Origin of the sequence: Agrobacterium sp. RAC06, assembly GCF_001713475.1 — a bacterium.
Classification (GTDB): domain Bacteria; phylum Pseudomonadota; class Alphaproteobacteria; order Rhizobiales; family Rhizobiaceae; genus Allorhizobium.
Genome location: NZ_CP016499.1, coordinates 1,602,583 through 1,619,269, shown reverse-complemented (window position 1 = coordinate 1,619,269; position 16,687 = coordinate 1,602,583). Strand labels below are relative to the sequence as shown.

The 16,687-nt window shown below is 62.4% G+C and carries 12 protein-coding genes and 1 pseudogene; 9 read left to right on the top strand and 4 right to left on the bottom strand.

The genetic code is table 11. The features are described 5' to 3' along the window. Nucleotides 1–3 precede the first annotated feature (3 nt). Entirely contained in the window at nucleotides 4–1,401 is a 1,398-nt protein-coding gene (locus BSY240_RS07890) for a tetratricopeptide repeat protein (RefSeq protein WP_150127432.1), read from the bottom strand. A 350-nt stretch (nucleotides 1,402–1,751) separates the two neighbouring features. On the opposite strand from BSY240_RS07890, the gene BSY240_RS07885 reads away from it, so the two are divergent. The 5 genes from BSY240_RS07885 to BSY240_RS07865 all read left to right on the top strand — a co-directional run bounded on the left by BSY240_RS07885 (nucleotide 1,752) and on the right by BSY240_RS07865 (nucleotide 8,315). Then, complete coding sequence (locus BSY240_RS07885) at nucleotides 1,752–3,053, top strand: NAD(P)/FAD-dependent oxidoreductase (RefSeq protein WP_054149182.1); 1,302 nt, start codon at nucleotides 1,752–1,754, stop codon at nucleotides 3,051–3,053. A gap of 10 nt (nucleotides 3,054–3,063) precedes the next feature. Continuing rightward, nucleotides 3,064–3,417 carry a DUF5368 domain-containing protein gene (locus BSY240_RS07880; RefSeq protein WP_069041939.1) on the top strand — a complete coding sequence of 118 codons (354 nt, stop codon included), beginning with the start codon at nucleotides 3,064–3,066 and terminating at the stop codon, nucleotides 3,415–3,417. A 186-nt stretch (nucleotides 3,418–3,603) separates the two neighbouring features. Continuing rightward, nucleotides 3,604–4,350 carry a DsbA family protein gene (locus tag BSY240_RS07875; RefSeq protein ID WP_054149180.1) on the top strand — a complete coding sequence of 249 codons (747 nt, stop codon included), beginning with the start codon at nucleotides 3,604–3,606 and terminating at the stop codon, nucleotides 4,348–4,350. Nucleotides 4,351–4,431: 81 nt separating this feature from the next. Then, nucleotides 4,432–7,896: a chromosome segregation SMC family protein gene (locus BSY240_RS07870; RefSeq protein WP_069041938.1), complete on the top strand. Its 3,465-nt coding sequence runs from the start codon at nucleotides 4,432–4,434 to the stop codon at nucleotides 7,894–7,896. Beyond that, nucleotides 7,893–8,315 (top strand): Ivy family c-type lysozyme inhibitor, encoded by a 423-nt coding sequence (locus BSY240_RS07865; RefSeq protein ID WP_069041937.1) that lies wholly within the window; start codon nucleotides 7,893–7,895, stop codon nucleotides 8,313–8,315. The genes BSY240_RS07870 and BSY240_RS07865 overlap by 4 nt, the downstream gene beginning before the upstream one ends. Before the next feature lies 1 nt (nucleotide 8,316). Here BSY240_RS07865 and BSY240_RS07860 read toward each other — a convergent pair whose 3' ends face one another. The 3 genes from BSY240_RS07860 to BSY240_RS07850 form a co-directional block, all read right to left on the bottom strand. Then, nucleotides 8,317–9,483 (bottom strand): MFS transporter, encoded by a 1,167-nt coding sequence (locus BSY240_RS07860; RefSeq protein WP_069041936.1) that lies wholly within the window; start codon nucleotides 9,481–9,483, stop codon nucleotides 8,317–8,319. 385 nt (nucleotides 9,484–9,868) lie between these two features. Further along, complete coding sequence (locus BSY240_RS07855) at nucleotides 9,869–11,182, bottom strand: enoyl ACP reductase FabMG family protein (protein ID WP_069043887.1); 1,314 nt, start codon at nucleotides 11,180–11,182, stop codon at nucleotides 9,869–9,871. Nucleotides 11,183–11,336: 154 nt separating this feature from the next. After that, nucleotides 11,337–12,338, bottom strand: a complete 1,002-nt coding sequence (locus BSY240_RS07850) for a VOC family protein (protein ID WP_069043886.1) — start codon at nucleotides 12,336–12,338, stop codon at nucleotides 11,337–11,339. 223 nt (nucleotides 12,339–12,561) lie between these two features. Between BSY240_RS07850 and ppdK the strand changes: the two genes are divergently transcribed. The 4 genes and pseudogenes from ppdK to BSY240_RS23935 all read left to right on the top strand — a co-directional run bounded on the left by ppdK (nucleotide 12,562) and on the right by BSY240_RS23935 (nucleotide 16,629). Continuing rightward, complete coding sequence (gene ppdK, locus BSY240_RS07845; protein WP_069041935.1) at nucleotides 12,562–15,228, top strand: pyruvate, phosphate dikinase; 2,667 nt, start codon at nucleotides 12,562–12,564, stop codon at nucleotides 15,226–15,228. A 147-nt stretch (nucleotides 15,229–15,375) separates the two neighbouring features. Beyond that, the gene (locus BSY240_RS24550; RefSeq protein WP_335622540.1) at nucleotides 15,376–15,507 is read left to right on the top strand and encodes a putative addiction module antidote protein; all 132 of its coding nucleotides are present in this window, start codon (nucleotides 15,376–15,378) and stop codon (nucleotides 15,505–15,507) included. Beyond that, nucleotides 15,486–15,656: pseudogene (locus BSY240_RS23660) on the top strand (putative PEP-binding protein); the annotation flags it as partial. The gene BSY240_RS24550 and the pseudogene BSY240_RS23660, both read left to right, overlap by 22 nt. 427 nt (nucleotides 15,657–16,083) lie before the next feature. Further along, entirely contained in the window at nucleotides 16,084–16,629 is a 546-nt protein-coding gene (locus BSY240_RS23935) for a hypothetical protein (RefSeq protein ID WP_150127430.1), read from the top strand. The last annotated feature ends 58 nt before the right edge of the window (nucleotides 16,630–16,687 follow it).

Here is a 16,687-nt window from a genome sequence, read left to right as displayed (position 1 = left end):
CTCCTAGAACGCGGACTGGATGCCGATCGACAGCGAGATGTTGTCAAAGCTCTTGATGTCATAGTTCGACCAGACCTTGCGGTAGCCGGCCTCTGCGACGAGCGCCACGCGCTCGTTGAACGGCACGATCTGGCGCAGGTTGAGGCTGAAGTCGGTGTCTCGCTGACGCGTCGCCGAATTGATCATGCTGTCGGGATCGTCGTAGCCGCGTCCGGCGACGGCCGCTTCCACCCCGGTGATCCAGGCCGGCCCGTCGCCGATAAGGGCGGCATAGCGATAGGTACCGGAGATCGCCCCGCCCAGTTCGCTGGAGGACAGGTAACCCACCTCCGCGTCGCGCCGGGTCGCAAGAATGCGCCCCGTCAGGCTGAAGTCTTCAGTGAGATTGTGCGACCAGGAAAACTGGCCATCGAAACGATGGCCGCTCTGCAGATTTGCGGTCCGGCGGGACTTGGTGTTGGAAAAATCCTCGTAGCGGTATTGCAGGCTGCCCGAAAGACTGTCGACCGGTGTCACCTGCCAGTCGATCGTCGTCGAGACCCCCGCGGATGCCATATACCGGTCGCCCTCGATCAGCACGCCGCTGGTGGTCAGGAGGACGGAGAGCGTCCGGTCGTCGAGCCCGAAACGTCCAAGATCGAAGACCGGGCCGGCATAGGCCTCGACCGCAGCCGTGTTCAGTGTGTTGCGGTCGCGGTAGCCGGCGGCATAGCCGGAAAGGCCTGCCTCCAGCGATAGTCCCTGGATATCGGTGTCATGGCGATAGCGCAGCCCGCCATTGACGAAGCCGTTGAAGTCCTTGCCGGCGACGCTCAAGCCGTCCAGTGTGTAGGACAGGCCATTCAGCGTCACCGTCGAATTGCCCGGGCCCGCATTGGCATTGCTCTGATACCGGATGCCGGTCCTGATCATGCCGGAGAATTGCGAGGGGGCGCCGCGCTGGTCGATGGCCGAAAGATACTGATCGACCTTGGCGGAGACCTCCGGTGGCATGTCGCCTGCGGACTTCGCCGCGTCGAAATACTGGCGCGCGGTCTCGTAGGCGCCGAGGCGATAATAGAGAACGCCGAGCTCAAGCTGCAGTCGTGGCAGGCCGGGCGCGTAGATCAGCATACGTTCGAGCGTCGAGATCGCCCCTTCCAGATCGCCGGCCTCGGAGGACAGCGCTGCATATTCGAAAGCGGTGTCGAGATCGTCGGGTGCTGCCATCATCCGGCCGAACAAGGCTTCTCGCTTGGCCTCGACCTCGTCGATCGATGCGCTGCCCGTCCGCGGCGCAACGTTTTGGGATTGCTGCGCCAGGGCTCCGCCCACGGACAACGCCACGCAAAAGGTGGCAAGTGCAAGGCTCAGATTATGGGTAGCGAGAGAGAAAGTCTCCCGGCTCTTCGGCAACGTCATGGGAAAAGGAACTCTGACTGTGATCGAGCTGAAATCTCTAGGGCACGTTAAGATCTTGTTAGAATAACTCAAACGCGACTGGACCGGCCAAGTTTGGGTCTTTGCCGTCTTCATCGGTCATCCGCGATGAATTGTTACAGGCCTGATGATCCCGCGGCAATGCGCGGGCAGGGAAATCCCCGACGACAGTCTAGTGTGAAATTTCAATAACTACGTTGCGTCGAAGATACGAAATAGTATATATATTTAACGATCAGCGTTGGGAGGCCCAGCCGTAGGCGATGCTGTGTCGGCGAGGCGTTATCCAGAACAGGCAAGGGGGCACTTGCTGCACCCCGGGGGAGGAAGCAATGAAAACCAGCAGACGACAATTTTTCGGTCTGGCGGCCGGTGGTGCGGCACTGGCCGCGGCACCTTTGCACAGCGCGACGGCACAACCCGTCAAGACCAATGCCCGAATTCTGATCCTTGGTGCGGGTGCGGCCGGAACGGCGCTTGCCAACCAGTTGTCCAACCGACTCGACGGCGCCAGGATCACCATTCTCGATCCGCGCAAGCAGCATTGGTACCAGCCGGGCTTCACGCTGATCGCCGCAGGCCTCAAGCCCGCGTCCTATTCCGTGTCCGGCACGGCCGACTGGCTGCCTTCCGGCGTCGAATGGATCGAGGAAGGTGCGGCCGAAGTTGATCCCGACGGCAAGAAGGTGGTGACGGAAAGCGGCAAGGCGATCGAATACGATTTCCTGTTCGTCGCAACCGGTCTCAAGCTCGACTACGCAGCCATCGAAGGCATGTCGCTCGACCTGATCGGCAAGGACGGCATCGGTTCTGTCTATGCAGGCCCTGATTACGCCGAGAAGACCTGGGCGGAGATGGACCGCTTCACCGACAAGGGCGGTCTTGCCCTCTTCTCGCGCCCGGCGACCGAGATGAAATGCGCCGGCGCCCCGCTGAAATACACCTTCCTCACCGAGGACTACCTGACCCGCAAGGGTACCCGCAGCAACTCCAAGATCGTCTATGCTGCCCACAACAAGGCGCTTTTCGGGGTGCCGATCGTCTCCGAAAAAGTGCGCATGCTCTATGAGGAGCGTGGCATCGACACGGTCTACGAACACGTGATGAAGAAGATCGATCCCGTGCGCAAGATCGCCACCTTCACCACGCCGGAAGGCGACAAGGAACTCGGCTATGACTTCACCAATGTCATCCCGCCGATGCGGGCGCCCGATGTCATCCTGAACAGCCCGCTGCCCTGGGCCGACAAATGGGTGGGCCAGGGCTGGGTCGAGGTCGACAAGCACACCCTGCGCCACATGCGTTATCCCGAGGTCTTCGCGGTCGGCGACATCGCCGGCGTGCCGAAGGGCAAGACGGCGGCCAGCGTCAAATGGCAGGTGCCCGTCGCCGTCGACCAGCTCGTCGCCCAGATCGAGGGGCGCGAGAGCAAGGAAAGTTACGATGGCTATACGTCCTGCCCGCTGATCACCCGCATCGGCTCGGCGATGCTGGTCGAGTTCGACTACAAGGACAATCTCGTCCCGTCCTTCCCCGGACTGATCGCCCCGCTGGAAGAGCTCTGGATTTCCTGGCTGATGAAGGAGATCGCCTTGAAACCCACCTATAACGCCATGCTGCGCGGTCGCGCCTGAGGAGGATGCCATGAAGGACATGACTGTCGGAATGATCGTCGCGGTTCTCGAAGAGATCTTCGGCCATACCCTGTTCTGGGTCATGGTCGCGGTTGCAGCCGTGATCACGCTCGCCTATCTTTACGTGCTGATCCGCGATCGCCAGGTCTCCTGGAAGAAGTTCCTGCTGGCCCAGCTTGCCATGCCGCTCGGCGCGATCGGCGCCGTCTGGTTCGTCCAGGCCGTCACCCGCTCCGGCTTTGGTGACATCGGCGGTCCCGTCGATATCATCGTGCTGCTCGGCGTCGCCGCCATGGGGGCCATCGGCATCGCGATCCTCGTTTACACGGTGCAGTCGCTGGTGAGCCGTCCCGTGGTTCGCTGAAAACGCACCTTAAACTGATGCTGGACCGGCAGGCACATGACTTGCCGGTCTCGGCAATTTTGCCGTGGCTACGGTTAAAAGGTCACGGATCTTTGATTTTTCAGGTGGGAGCCTGCCTTGTTTGGCGCCTTTTGCCGTTATAACGGTGAAGCCATCCAAGATCCTTGCAACGCAGGTAACTGACCCATGTCGACATCCGAACTCTCGATCACCAAGCGCCGCCTCCTCGGCGGTATCGCCATTGCCGCCGTCGGTCTGGCACTCACCGCCTGCAGCGACGCAGAAGACAAGGCCGCCAGTGCCGAGCCCAAACCCGCTGTCAGCAACGAGACGACCGCCTCGACGACCTCTGCCGAGATCCCGACTGCCGATCGCGACGTCGACATGGAAGAGGCATTGAAGCCCGGCCCGCTGAAGGAAATGGCGCTCGGTGACCCGAACGCGCCGGTCAAGATCATCGAATACATGTCGATGACCTGCTCGCATTGTGCAAACTTCCACGTTCGCACCTTCGACGAAATCAAGGCGCGTTATGTCGACACCGGCAAGGTCTATTTCGTCGTGCGCGAATTCCCGTTCCCGCAGGACACCGCATCGCTGGCGGCCTTCATGCTGGCGCGTTGCACGACCGAAGAGCGCTACTTCCCCTTCGTCTCCACGCTTCTCAAGCAGCAGTCCGCCTGGGCCGCGCCGGCCGACGGCGACGTGCGCAATGCCATGCTGCAAATGTCCAAGCTTGCCGGTTTTACACAGGAGAGCTTCGACGCCTGCTTGACGAACGCCCAGCTTGCCGGTGATGTGTCGGCAGTCCGCGACCGCGGCGCCCAGGAATTCGGTGTCCAGTCGACCCCGACCTTCCTGATCAATGGCAAGGCCTATTCGGGGGACATGTCGGTTGACTCCATGTCGGCCCTCATCGACAGCATGCTCTGATCGACGATCCGTCCTGACGACGGGCGCCGGGGAAACCCGTGCGCCCGTTTTTCGTGCGTTTCTTCGGCGGGGGGTGGCGCCATGAAATTCAACCGCCTCCGCGTTGTCGGCTTCAAGTCCTTCGTCGAACCCTCCGAATTCGTCATCGAACGGGGCCTTACCGGCATTGTAGGACCGAATGGCTGCGGCAAGTCGAACCTCGTCGAAGCGCTCCGCTGGGTGATGGGCGAGAATTCCTACAAGAACATGCGCGCGTCCGGCATGGACGACGTGATCTTCTCCGGTTCCGGCAATCGTCCTGCACGCAACTCGGCCGAAGTCGGCCTCTATCTCGACAATTCCGACCGCACGGCACCGGCGGCCTTCAACGATGCCGATGAGATCCAGGTGACCCGCCGCATCGAGCGCGGCAATGGCTCGGTCTATCGCATCAACGGCAAGGAGGCCCGCGCCAAGGATGTGCAGCTTCTGTTTGCCGATGCCTCGACGGGGGCTCGCTCGCCTTCCATGGTCGGCCAGGGTCGTATCGGCGAACTGATTTCGGCCAAACCCCAGGCGCGGCGGCAATTGCTCGAAGAAGCCGCTGGCATTTCCGGCCTGCATTCCCGCCGCCACGAGGCGGAACTCAGGCTGCGTGCGGCGGAAACCAATCTCGAGCGACTGGAAGACATCACCGCCCAGCTGGAAAGCCAGATCGAGAGCCTCAAGCGCCAGGCCCGGCAGGCCAACCGTTTCAAGCAACTGTCGGCCGACATCCGCGCCCATGACGCCATGCTCCTGCATATCCGCTGGTCGCAGGCCAAGCAGGCTGAAGGCGAGGCCGAGAGCGCCTTGAACCAGGCCATGTCCACGGTCGCGGAAAAGGCGAACCACCAGATGGAGGCGGCCAAGCTCCAGGCCATCGCAAGCCTGAAGATGCCGGAACTGCGCGAGGAGGAGGCAAAATGCGCCGCCGCCTTGCAGCGCCTGCAGATCGCCCGCAGCCAACTCGACGAAGAAGCGAACCGGATTCTCCGTCGCCGCGATGAGCTGACCCGCCGCCTTGCCCAGCTCGATGAAGACATCCGCCGTGAGGAACGCCTCGTCTCTGAGAATGCCGAGGTCATTTCCCGTCTTTCCGAGGAAGAAGCCGAACTCGAGGAAATCCTCGCCGATGCCGGCCGCTTCGGTGAGGAGGCGAAGGAGACCTTCGACGCCGCTGCTGCAACGATTGCCGATAGTGAACGCGACTTCACCCGGTTGACCGCAGAGCGCGCCGAAGCCGCTGCCGGCCGCAACCAGCTGGAACGTGCCATCCGCGACCTCACGGAGCGCCGCGCAAGGCTGGAGCGTCAGGTCTCCGATGCCTCCCGTGAACTCTCCGACATCTCCGACCGCATAGCAGCCTTGCCTGATCCGGACGAAAAGCGCGAAATGGTCGAGATCGCCGAACAGGCCGTCGCTGACGCCGAAAGTGCGGCCATGGAGGCGGAAGCAGCGCTGACCGAAGCCCGCCGCACCGAAAGCCATCTGCGCCAGCCGCTGGACGCCGCGCGTGCCCGCGTCAACGGGCTGGAGACCGAAGCCCGCACCATCGCCCGCATCCTCGCCTCAACGACCACGGGCGACTTCCCGCCGGTCGCCGACGAACTCTCCGTCGATCGCGGTTATGAAACGGCCCTCGGTGCCGCCCTCGGCGACGATCTCGACAGCGCGCTTGATCCCACAGCCCCGGCCCATTGGCATGGCAATGGTGACGGGGCAGGGGACGCAGGCCTGCCGTCTGGCGCGAAGCCCCTGATCACCCATGTCCGCGCACCCGCAGCGCTCAACCGCGCGCTTCGCCAAATCGGCGTCGTCGAGGAAGCCGAAGCGCTTGCCCTGATGCCCAAACTCGCCCCCGGCCAGCGCCTCGTCACCCGCGATGGTGCGGTTTATCGCTGGGACGGCCATGTCACCGGCGCCGATGCCCCGAGTGCCGCCGCCCTGCGCTTGGCCCAGAAGAACCGGCTTGCCGAAATCGAGATCGAAACCGAGGAAGCCCGCGACCAGATGGTCGAGGCCGAGGATCGTCTCGCCGAAGCCGCAGATGCCATCCGCACCGAGGAAGCCCGCCTCACGCAAGCCCGCGACCGCAGCCGCCTGACGGTTCGAAGCCTGGCCGAAGCCCGCGATGCCCTTGCCCAGGCCGAACGCGCCTCCGGCGATCTCATCCGCCGCCGCGAGGTGATCGAGGAGGCGGTGAACGGGTTGAAGGCCCAGATCGAGGAGATCGTCGAGCAGGAAGAAACCGCCCGCATCGAGATGGAGGAGACGCCTGACCTCTCTGCTCTCGACGCCCGCCTGCGGGAAGCTGAGGCCGTCGTTGCCCGCGATCGTGGCCTGCTCGCCGAAGCGCGCGCCCGTTTCGAGGGCCTCGCCCGCGAAGATGAAATGCGCCGCCGCCGCATCCTCTCGATCCGCCAGGAAAAGCAGAACTGGCAGAACCGAGCCAAGTCTGCGGAAGAACACATCGCAACGCTGCGCGAGCGTGAGGCCGAGGCCCGCGACGAGATCACCGATCTCGAAATGGCGCCCGACGAATTCGAGGACAAGCGGCGCAATCTGATGACCGCCCTCGATAAGGCCGAGAAGGACCGCCGCGATGCCGCCGATCGCCTGATCGAGGCAGAAACCCGCCAGCGCGAGGCCGACCAGAAGGCGGCAGCCGCCCTGGCTGAACTCGCCGAAAGCAGAGAAAAGCGCGGCCGCGCCGAAGAGCGTCTGGTCTCTGCCCGCGAATGGCGCATCGAGGCCGAGACCCGTATCGGCGATACGCTAAATGTCAGCCCGCATGAGGCCTTCCGCCTGACCGGTCTCAAGGACCCCTCCGAGATCGGCGACCTGCGCGAGGTCGAGCGCAATCTCGACCGTCTGAAGATGGAGCGCGAGCGGCTCGGCGCCGTCAACCTGCGCGCCGAGGAAGAGCAGAAGGAACTGTCGGACAAGCTCGCCGCCCTCATCAAGGAGCGCGACGATATCATCGACGCGATCCGCAAGCTGCGTGGTGCCATCCAGAGCCTCAACCGCGAAGGTCGCGAACGCCTGATCGCCGCCTTTGACGTCGTCAATGCCCAGTTCCAGCGCCTCTTCACCCACCTCTTCAATGGCGGCACGGCTGAACTGCAGCTGATCGAAAGCGACGATCCGCTCGAAGCCGGCCTCGAAATCCTCGCCCGCCCGCCGGGTAAGAAACCGCAGACGATGACGCTGCTCTCGGGCGGCGAACAGGCGCTGACCGCGATGGCCCTGATCTTCGCCGTCTTCCTAACGAACCCTGCGCCGATCTGCGTGCTGGACGAAGTCGACGCGCCGCTCGACGACCACAATGTCGAGCGCTACTGCAACCTGATGGACGAAATGGCCGCCTCGACCGAGACCCGCTTCGTCATCATCACACACAACCCCATCACCATGGCCCGCATGAACCGCCTCTTCGGCGTCACCATGGCAGAGCAGGGGGTCAGCCAGCTCGTCTCCGTCGACCTGCAGACGGCGGAGGCCCTGCGCGAGAGGGAGGTAGTATGAAACGCTACCTCATCGCCCTTGGCCTCCTGGCGGCTGTGAGCGCCGCCCCCCTCCACGCCCAGACCGCATCCCCCTCGCTCGCCGGCAACTACCTGCCGAGCGTGCTGGCAACCTCGCCGGCCCATCGCGACAGCCTGATGGAGATGCTCAAGGGCCAGCCGGGGCTGCCCTTCTGGGTGCGCGCCCTGGTGCGCCAGCCGCGTTACGTGGCGCTTGCCTCCGAGGAGGTCGCGGTCAAGGACAAGCGCATGCAGCTGTTCCGCGCCTGCGAGCCGCGGACCTGCGAAACAAGCTGGATCCGGGTGCTTTACTCCAAGGACGGCAAGCGTGCCCTGCTTTATGTCTCTGACGCCAAGCTCGGCATCAAGATCTTCGGCGATCCGACGCCGGAGGAGTTGACGTTTCTGACGCGCTCTTGAATCAAGCCGCCAGCTTCTGCCGCCGAGCAGGCCCAACCGGCAGCGCGCCGCTGGCGAGGATCGATCCGAGCACCAGGGGCAGGCAGACGAGATAGGCGTTGCGGATGCCGAAGGCCTCGGCCACGAAGCCCAGAAGCGGCGGCCCGAGGAAGAAGACGACGAAGGCCATCTGCGCGATTGCCGCGACATTGATCACGGCGGGGCGATCGGTGCGTTGGGCCGCGGCCGAGACCGCCATCGGATAGACTGCGCTGCAGCCGGCGCCCATCAGAGCGAAGCCGAGAAGGGCAATCGTCGGAGACGGCGCAATCCAGGCCATGGCGATGCCTAATGCAGCGACCGAAAGCAACACCCGCCCGACGAGCCGTGCGCCGTAGCGATCGACGGCCGGGTCGACCGTCAGGCGTGCCAGCGCCATGAAGAAGGCAAACAGCGTCAGCCCCGAACCCGAGATGAAGGGCGAGACGTCGAAGACTTCTTCCATATAGATCGTCGACCAGTCGATGCCGGCCCCTTCGATCAGGAAGGCCGAGGTGCCGATGATGCAGAGCGGTAGTAGAGCAAGCGTCGGCAGCGCGAAATGCGGTGCCTTGTCCTCGGCTCCGGCGGTGGTGAGGACAGGCGCATTCTTCATGCCCGCGATCGTGATCGAACCGATGACGAACATCAGTCCCAGCAGCACATGCATATGCACCTGCATCGTCACCCCCGCCTGCCGGACCAGCGAGGCAGTGATCGCCGTGACGAAGAAGCCGAGGCTCCAGCAGCCATGCGCGCGGTTCATGATGCCGAATCCGGCCTGCGCCTCGATCCGCCCGATCTCGACATTAAGGCAGATCTCCAAAGCGCCGGCGAGAAGTCCGACGGCGAAGAGCGTGGCAAAGACGAGAGGGGCGGACGGCAGGAGCGAGATGAGGGACAAGAGCGCCATCACGCCGAGCAGACAGATGGCCAACGTCGTGCGCGACCCGAGCCGGACGATCAGCGGCGAGGAGAGGGTGAGCGAAATCAGCGAGCCGATCGCCATGCCGATCAGCGTCAGCCCCAGTTCGGCCTTGTTGACCCCGAGTTGCAGCTGAAGGTCGGGCAGCCGGGAGAACAGCGATCCCGTACACATGGCAAACAGAAAGAAGGCGATATAGACACGATACTGCGGCTGGAAATGCATCGGGGAGACTCGATTTGTCTGATGACCAGTCATGTGCGTGCCAGCATCGGTGTGCCAAGTCCAGCCGTTGCGGCGGCCGATTGGTTCTCCCCCGGAAAAGACCGTGCGTCTCGACAGGTCAGCTCACGGGCTATGCCAGGTTCAGGCTGGTGCTCGCCGCCCCACACACGCCGTCATCCTCGGGCTTGTCCCGAGGATCTGCCAAGGCTTGCCATGGATTGGAGGCTTATGGAGCGGACTGAAAGGTCGAGCCAATAGCAGCGGCAGTAGATCCTCGGGACAAGCCCGAGGATGACGAAGGAGGGGGCCTCGCGAAACGAAAAATGCCGGAAGCGAGGCTCCCGGCACCATCAGACCTTGGCTACTGCCTATTCGCTTCGCGCGCTCAGCCGGCCTTGTTGATCTGCCGCGCGACCATGTCATGGTTCAGCCAGAGCACCGGCGCAGACGGATTGGCCATTTCGCCAAAGATCAGCGCGCCGGTTGCTTCGACCACGAGCACGCTCAGATAGTCCGAGATCAGCGCCTTGCCGTCCTTGTGCATCTGCGCAATCTCCTGCGAGGTGCCGATGGTGATGTCGGACTGGCCCTGGCTGTTGGGCATCGGCCAGTTGTTGAAGTCGTAGAACGGGATCATCACGTCGCTTGCCTGAAAGTCGGCGATCTTCTTGAGCACGTCCTCGACGGTCGCACCCTCGACCAGAAGCGCCTCGCAGTCGGCCCAGATCTTCTCGGCGCGGGCGCCGGGATTTTCCTTCTTCAGTGCCTTCAGGAGCGGCAGAAGCGGCAGCTCGATGCCGGCGAAGACATCGGAGGAGTTGGTGCGGATCTCAGGGCAGTTGAAGACAGCGGCCTTGATGCCGGAAGCGTAAGCCTCTTCGGCAATCGCCTCGAGCTTCATCTTGGCATAGCCCTGGGTGTAGTTCGTATAGGTCTGCCAGCGATATTCGTCGCCGATCAGGATGCCCGTGCCGTGATAGCCATAGGCCGAATAACGCACCTGGCCGCCGCTCTTTTCGATGCGGTTGCGGATAGCAGTGCTGCCCTCGATCAGGTGACGGAAGGTGTTGGCGGAGACTTCGTCGAAGTTCTGCAGGATCAGCTTGCCGAGATCGCTGTCGAGCAGCACCTGAGAGGACATGTGGCGCGCGCCACGGCCCTTGTAGATGCGGTTGGCAAGAACGAGGAAGACCTTGGCCTTCGGAATGCCGCCGGCCATCGTGTGGGCGAAATGCACATTCCGGCCATCGGCAATCATGCCTTCCAGCTCGCCCATGATCTTGGCAACAGCATCCTGGAAACGCGACACGCCAACCTGGCGGCACTTTTCGATATGCGCCCAGTCGAGCTTTTCCGTTTCCCAGTTTTCCAGCGTCAGCGAAGCAAGCAGGTCCGTCGGTGTCTTCTCGCCTTCGGGCGCATCAAGATCGAAGCCGGCCATGGCGGGAATATTGATGATCCGGCCACCGAGATTGGCTTCCGCCTGGGCAAGCTCTTCGTCGGTCAGCGGACGCAGCTTGTTGTTCTCGTCACGGCGACCGACGGTGATCCCTATGATCTCCATGCCGGCCTTCTTGGCCTGGTCGAGCAGGCCAGTGACATAGCCACGACCGAACAATTCGCCGAAGAGAACGAAGACGTCGCCCTTCTGGTAAAGGTTGTTCTGCGGGATCTCAGTCAGTGAAACCGGGCTGGTCAGGGTCATGTTTGATTCCGGATTACAATTTACTAGAATGCCAACTAGCAAACGCTGGACCGGAGCGCATCACCCTCAATTGATTTGTCTGGTCATTTTGCGTGACCGTTTATTGCATTGCGTGATGACCCTGTAACATCAGCCCGGTCCTGGCACGTCAAACCCGCTTGAGCCTGACCCTTGTGCCCCAGGGATCCAGTGCCTCGAACCCGCCCTCGATGGCGCTGACGGCAAAGCCCTTCGCCTGAAGATCTGCGCGGCGCCCTTCAAGGATCGCTTCATCGGTCGTGTGCAGCGAGAACCAGTCGAGCCCGGTCATGGCCTCCTGACGCGGGCCGGCATCACGGCTTTCCCAGATATTGGCGCCGATATGGTGGTGATAGCGACCCGACGACAGGAAGGTCGCGCCACGCTGATCGCTGCCGGCCACCACGTCCAGACCAAGCCCATCGGCATAAAAGGCGCGCGCCGTTTCCAGCCCGCCGACCCTCAGATGGATATGACCGATCCGCAGCGCGGCCGGGACGGTCGTATACTCGTCGCGGTCCGTGCGCGTCTTCGTCTTGATGAAGATGTCGTCGATGTTGAGTTCACGACTGCCCATGGTCACCGTATTGCCGGCCCAGAGCCAGGTCTCCTGCGGGCGATCGCTATAGACCTCGACGCCATTCCCCTCGGGATCCGTCAGATAAACCGCTTCCGACACCGAGTGATCGGCAAAGCCGGTGAGCGGAATTTGGCTGCGGGCCACATGCACCAGCCAGCGGGCGAGATCGGCACGGTCAGGCATCAGGAAGGCGGTATGATAAAGGCCGGCCTGGCCCGGCGCCTCGGGCGTCGCATCCGGCCGGGCAAGGATATGCAGGAGCGGCGTCCCGCCCGCCCCGAGCGTCACGGCATCGGGCGCATCCGTCAGCACGTCGAGCCCCAGCATGCTGGTGTAATAGGCCTTGAGCCGCGCGACATCCTTCGCCCGCAGGCAAACCTCGCCGACATGCACTGGGCGCGTCAGACCGAAAGGCAGCTGTGGCGTCTGCGCCGCCGGAAGCGCGGTCTGGGTCTCGATCCCCTCCGCCCTCAGCGCTCCGGTGAGCGCTCCGGTCAGTGTTGCCGCTCCGGCCAGCCGCAAAAGCTGGCGCCGCGTCCAGTGAACAGTCATTTCGGTCCCCATCTATCCCTGCACTTGTAGGCCTTGCTTACAATGCCGCGTCGAAATCTGTCTTTCACGTCTCTCCACGCAATTTCACATCCGCGTGAGCCTTCGAGGCGAGATCTGCCGTAATTATGATGCATTGCAGCATAAACTTGTCTGTTGAACATTTCCAATCCGTCACAATTGCTGTAAACGGTGGAAAAACAAGCCTGTTCGGGTGGAGAGGGCAATGCGCAAGTGGGTTTACACCTTCGGCGGAGGAGCGGCCGAGGGGAGTAGGGCCGAGATCGAGCAGCTGGGAGGCAAGGGGGCCAATCTCGCCGAAATGGCGGCGCTTGGCCTGCCGGTTCCGCCCGGCCTCACGATCGTGTCAGATGCCTGTGGCCTTTTCTACAAGAGTGGAAAGACGCTCGCCGACGAACTGAAGACCCAGGTTCTCCGCGGCATATCCGGCATCGAGGCCGCAACAGGCCGCGCCTTTGGCGACACCAGCCAGCCGCTTCTCTTGTCCGTCCGCTCCGGCTCGCGCACCTCCATGCCCGGCATGATGGACACCGTCCTCAATCTCGGCCTCAACGACCACACGGTCGAGGCGCTCGCGGAGCATTCGGGTGACGCCCGTTTCGCCTGGGACAGCTATCGCCGCTTCATCCAGATGTATGGCGATGTCGTTATGGGCCTCGATCACGAGGTCTTCGAGGAAATCCTGGAGGACGAAAAGGCAAGGCTTGGCCACGAACTCGACACCGATCTCTCGGCCTCCGAGTGGCAGCAGGTCGTGAAACTCTACAAGGAAGTGCTGGAACAGGAACTGGGCGAGCCCTTTCCGCAGGATCCGCATGTCCAGCTCTGGGGCGCGATCGGCGCGGTCTTTTCCAGCTGGATGAACCCGCGCGCCCAGACCTATCGCATGCTGCATTCGATCCCCGAAGGCTGGGGCACATCCGTCACCGTGCAGACCATGGTCTTCGGCAACCTGGGCTCCACCTCCGCCACCGGCGTCGCCTTTACCCGGAACCCTTCCACGGGCGCCAAGGAACTCTACGGCGAATTCCTGGTCAATGCGCAAGGCGAAGACGTCGTTGCCGGCATCCGCACGCCGCAATCGATCACCGAGGCGGCCCGCATCGATTCAGGCTCCGACAAGCCCTCGCTCGAAAAGCTGATGCCGGAGGCGTTTGCCGAATTCTGCGCGATCTGCGACCGGCTCGAGGCCCATTACCGCGACATGCAGGATCTCGAATTCACCATCGAGCGCGGCAAGCTCTGGATGCTGCAGGCCCGCTCGGGCAAGCGCACGACCAAGGCCGCGATGAAGATCGCCGTCGATATGGTGGCGGAAGGGCTGATCTCGGAGGAAGAGGCGGTGATGCGCATCGAGCCCTCATCGCTCGACCAGCTGCTGCACCCGACCATTGATCCGCGCGTCACCCGCCATGTCATCGGCTCGGGCCTGCCCGCCTCGCCGGGCGCGGCGACCGGCGCCATCGTGTTTACGGCGGAAGAGGCGGTCGAAGCCGAAAGCGAAGGCCGCAAGGTCATTCTCGTGCGCGTCGAAACCAGCCCCGAAGACATCCACGGCATGCATGCAGCCCAGGGCATCCTGACGACCCGTGGCGGCATGACCAGCCATGCGGCCGTCGTTGCCCGTGGCATGGGCATCCCTTGCGTCTCCGGTGCCGGCACCATGCGCGTCGACCTGCGCAATGAGAAGCTGGTTGGCATGGGTGTCACCCTCACCAAGGGCGACATCATCACCATCGACGGCTCCTCCGGCCAGGTACTGAAGGGCGAAGTGCCCATGCTTCAGCCGGAACTCTCGGGCGATTTCGCCCAGTTGATGCAATGGGCCGACCGCACCCGCCGCATGACGGTGCGCACCAATGCAGACACGCCCGCCGACGCCCGCGCCGCCCGCTCTTTCGGGGCAGAGGGCATTGGGCTCTGCCGCACCGAACACATGTTCTTCGAGGGCGAGCGCATCCATGTGATGCGCGAGATGATCCTCGCCGAAGACGAAGCCGGCCGCCGCGCCGCGCTCGACAAGCTCTTGCCCATGCAGCGCTCTGACTTCACCGAGCTCTTCACCATCATGCATGGCCTGCCGGTGACGATCCGCATGCTCGACCCGCCGCTGCACGAATTCCTGCCGAAGAGCGATGACGAGATCGAGGAAGTGGCAAACGCCATGGGCCTGGAACCCGGCTTCATGCGCCGCCGCATCGATGCCCTGCACGAGTTCAACCCCATGCTCGGCCATCGCGGCTGCCGTCTTGCCATCTCCTATCCCGAGATCGCCGAAATGCAGGCCCGCGCCATCTTCGAGGCAGCCGTTGCCGCCGCACGCGAAACGGGCGCCCCCGTGGTCCCTGAGGTCATGGTGCCCCTGGTCGGCCTGCGATCCGAGCTCGATTACGTCAAGGCCGTCATCGACCGCGTGGCCGCCGAAGTCATGGGCGAAGCCGAACTCGAGATCTCCTATCTCGTCGGCACGATGATCGAACTGCCCCGCGCCGCCATCCGCGCCCATATCATCGCGGAAGCTGCCGAATTCTTCTCCTTCGGCACCAACGACCTGACCCAGACCACCTTCGGAATGTCCCGCGACGACGCCGCCCGCTTCATCCCGACCTATCAGAAGAAGGGGATCATCGTGCAGGATCCCTTCGTATCGCTGGATTTCGACGGCGTCGGCGAACTCATCCGCATCGCCGCCGAACGCGGCCGCAAAACCCGCCCGGACATGAAACTCGGCATCTGCGGCGAACACGGCGGCGACCCGACCTCGATCCACTTCTGCGAGGATGTCGGGCTGGATTATGTCTCGTGCTCGCCGTTCCGCGTGCCGATCGCGAGGTTGTCGGCGGCCCAGGCGGCGATCAAGGCGCGGGGGTGAGGGGATGGCTGAGAGTGTTTCTGACTACGATCCAGCCGAAGACCTCACTTCACCGGAAGCGCTTTCCGTCTTCGTCAATGAGGCGCTGAAGACCGAAATGCAGACTATATCGCGCACGCACTCGGTGTCTGCGCCAGAGCAAGTGGCATGGCCGGGATTGCCGAGGTGACCACGCTGTCCAGCGAGGGTAATCCGACGCTCAAGACCACGCTTGCAGTGATGAAGGCGCTCGGGATTTCGCTGACGGCGGATGTGTCCGCAACACCCGCCCCGACATGAAACTCGGCATCTGCGGCGAACACGGCGGCGACCCGACCTCAATCGACTTCTGCGAGGATGTCGGCCTGGATCATGTCTCCTGCTCGCCGTTTCGTGTGCCGATTGCGAGGCTCTGGGCGGCCCAGGCGGCGATCAAGGCGCGGGGGTGATGGGGCAATGGGATATCTGCCTCTTGAGGGGTGGTGCCAAAACGACCTGCGCGACGTATTCTAACAGCTGATCATTGAGGCTTGTAAAGTCAATGAATAAACCGAAGCATTTCACTAGGACTATTCAGGTGTACAGTCGGAGCGGAGAATATTCCGCAGCCGCCATTGCGGGAGCAATTGCCTCTGGTCGACCGGACTACGAAGACGAAACCAAATGGTCCAAACCGGCAAAGACCCGTCCGGGAAATCCCAGCGGGCTAACGTTGTCGCAACATGTGTTTCCAGCCAAGTGCATCGCAAGATTCACGGATGCCGGCGGTACACTGCAGGTGCATGATCTGCTTGGGGGCGAACGCGCAAAGCAAAGCCCAAGGACCAAATTTTCTGCGCCAGAAGGGCTTGGGATCAACGATCTGAGTCCGGATATATGCGAGATATAGAAATTAGATTTCAAGCAGCTGCAGAAGCCGTTATCGCGAAACGATGCGGCTTGGTTCAAGGGCCGGATAGGCGCAGTGTTGATGATTTTTTTGCGCTTTGGTACGTGAGATCCCGATTCAATCAATTGAGGGATCAGGAAACTGAATTAGTCGGCTTAGATGGTGATGAACTCACATTGGAGCAAGAAGAGAATTTGGAGCGGGACCACTATGTTTTTGTTAGGAGCGGCGGTTTCGTGCCGACCAGACACCTTAATGGCATTTGGATTCAGCAGAGCGTTGACGAGTTCTATAAACGCTTTAAGCCTGTTTCGACTTGGCGGGTCGTTGTATCTGAAGGCGGCCAGTACATTGTTCCTGACGTACCAACGCAATGGATTATACCGCTCACCCCTGATTTAGCATTAATCGGAAACGTCTCAGATAGCTCGATAAATCAAGATAACCTTGCGCAACTGAATCGAGATACCGTTGCCGGAAGCCGTTACTATTATTTTGCAAGGCAATTGGATCAGTGCCCATGCCAAATTTAGACCGCATACCTTAGTGCGCATCGTGCCATCCTTGGATTGCATTTGTGCTTGGGAGGTC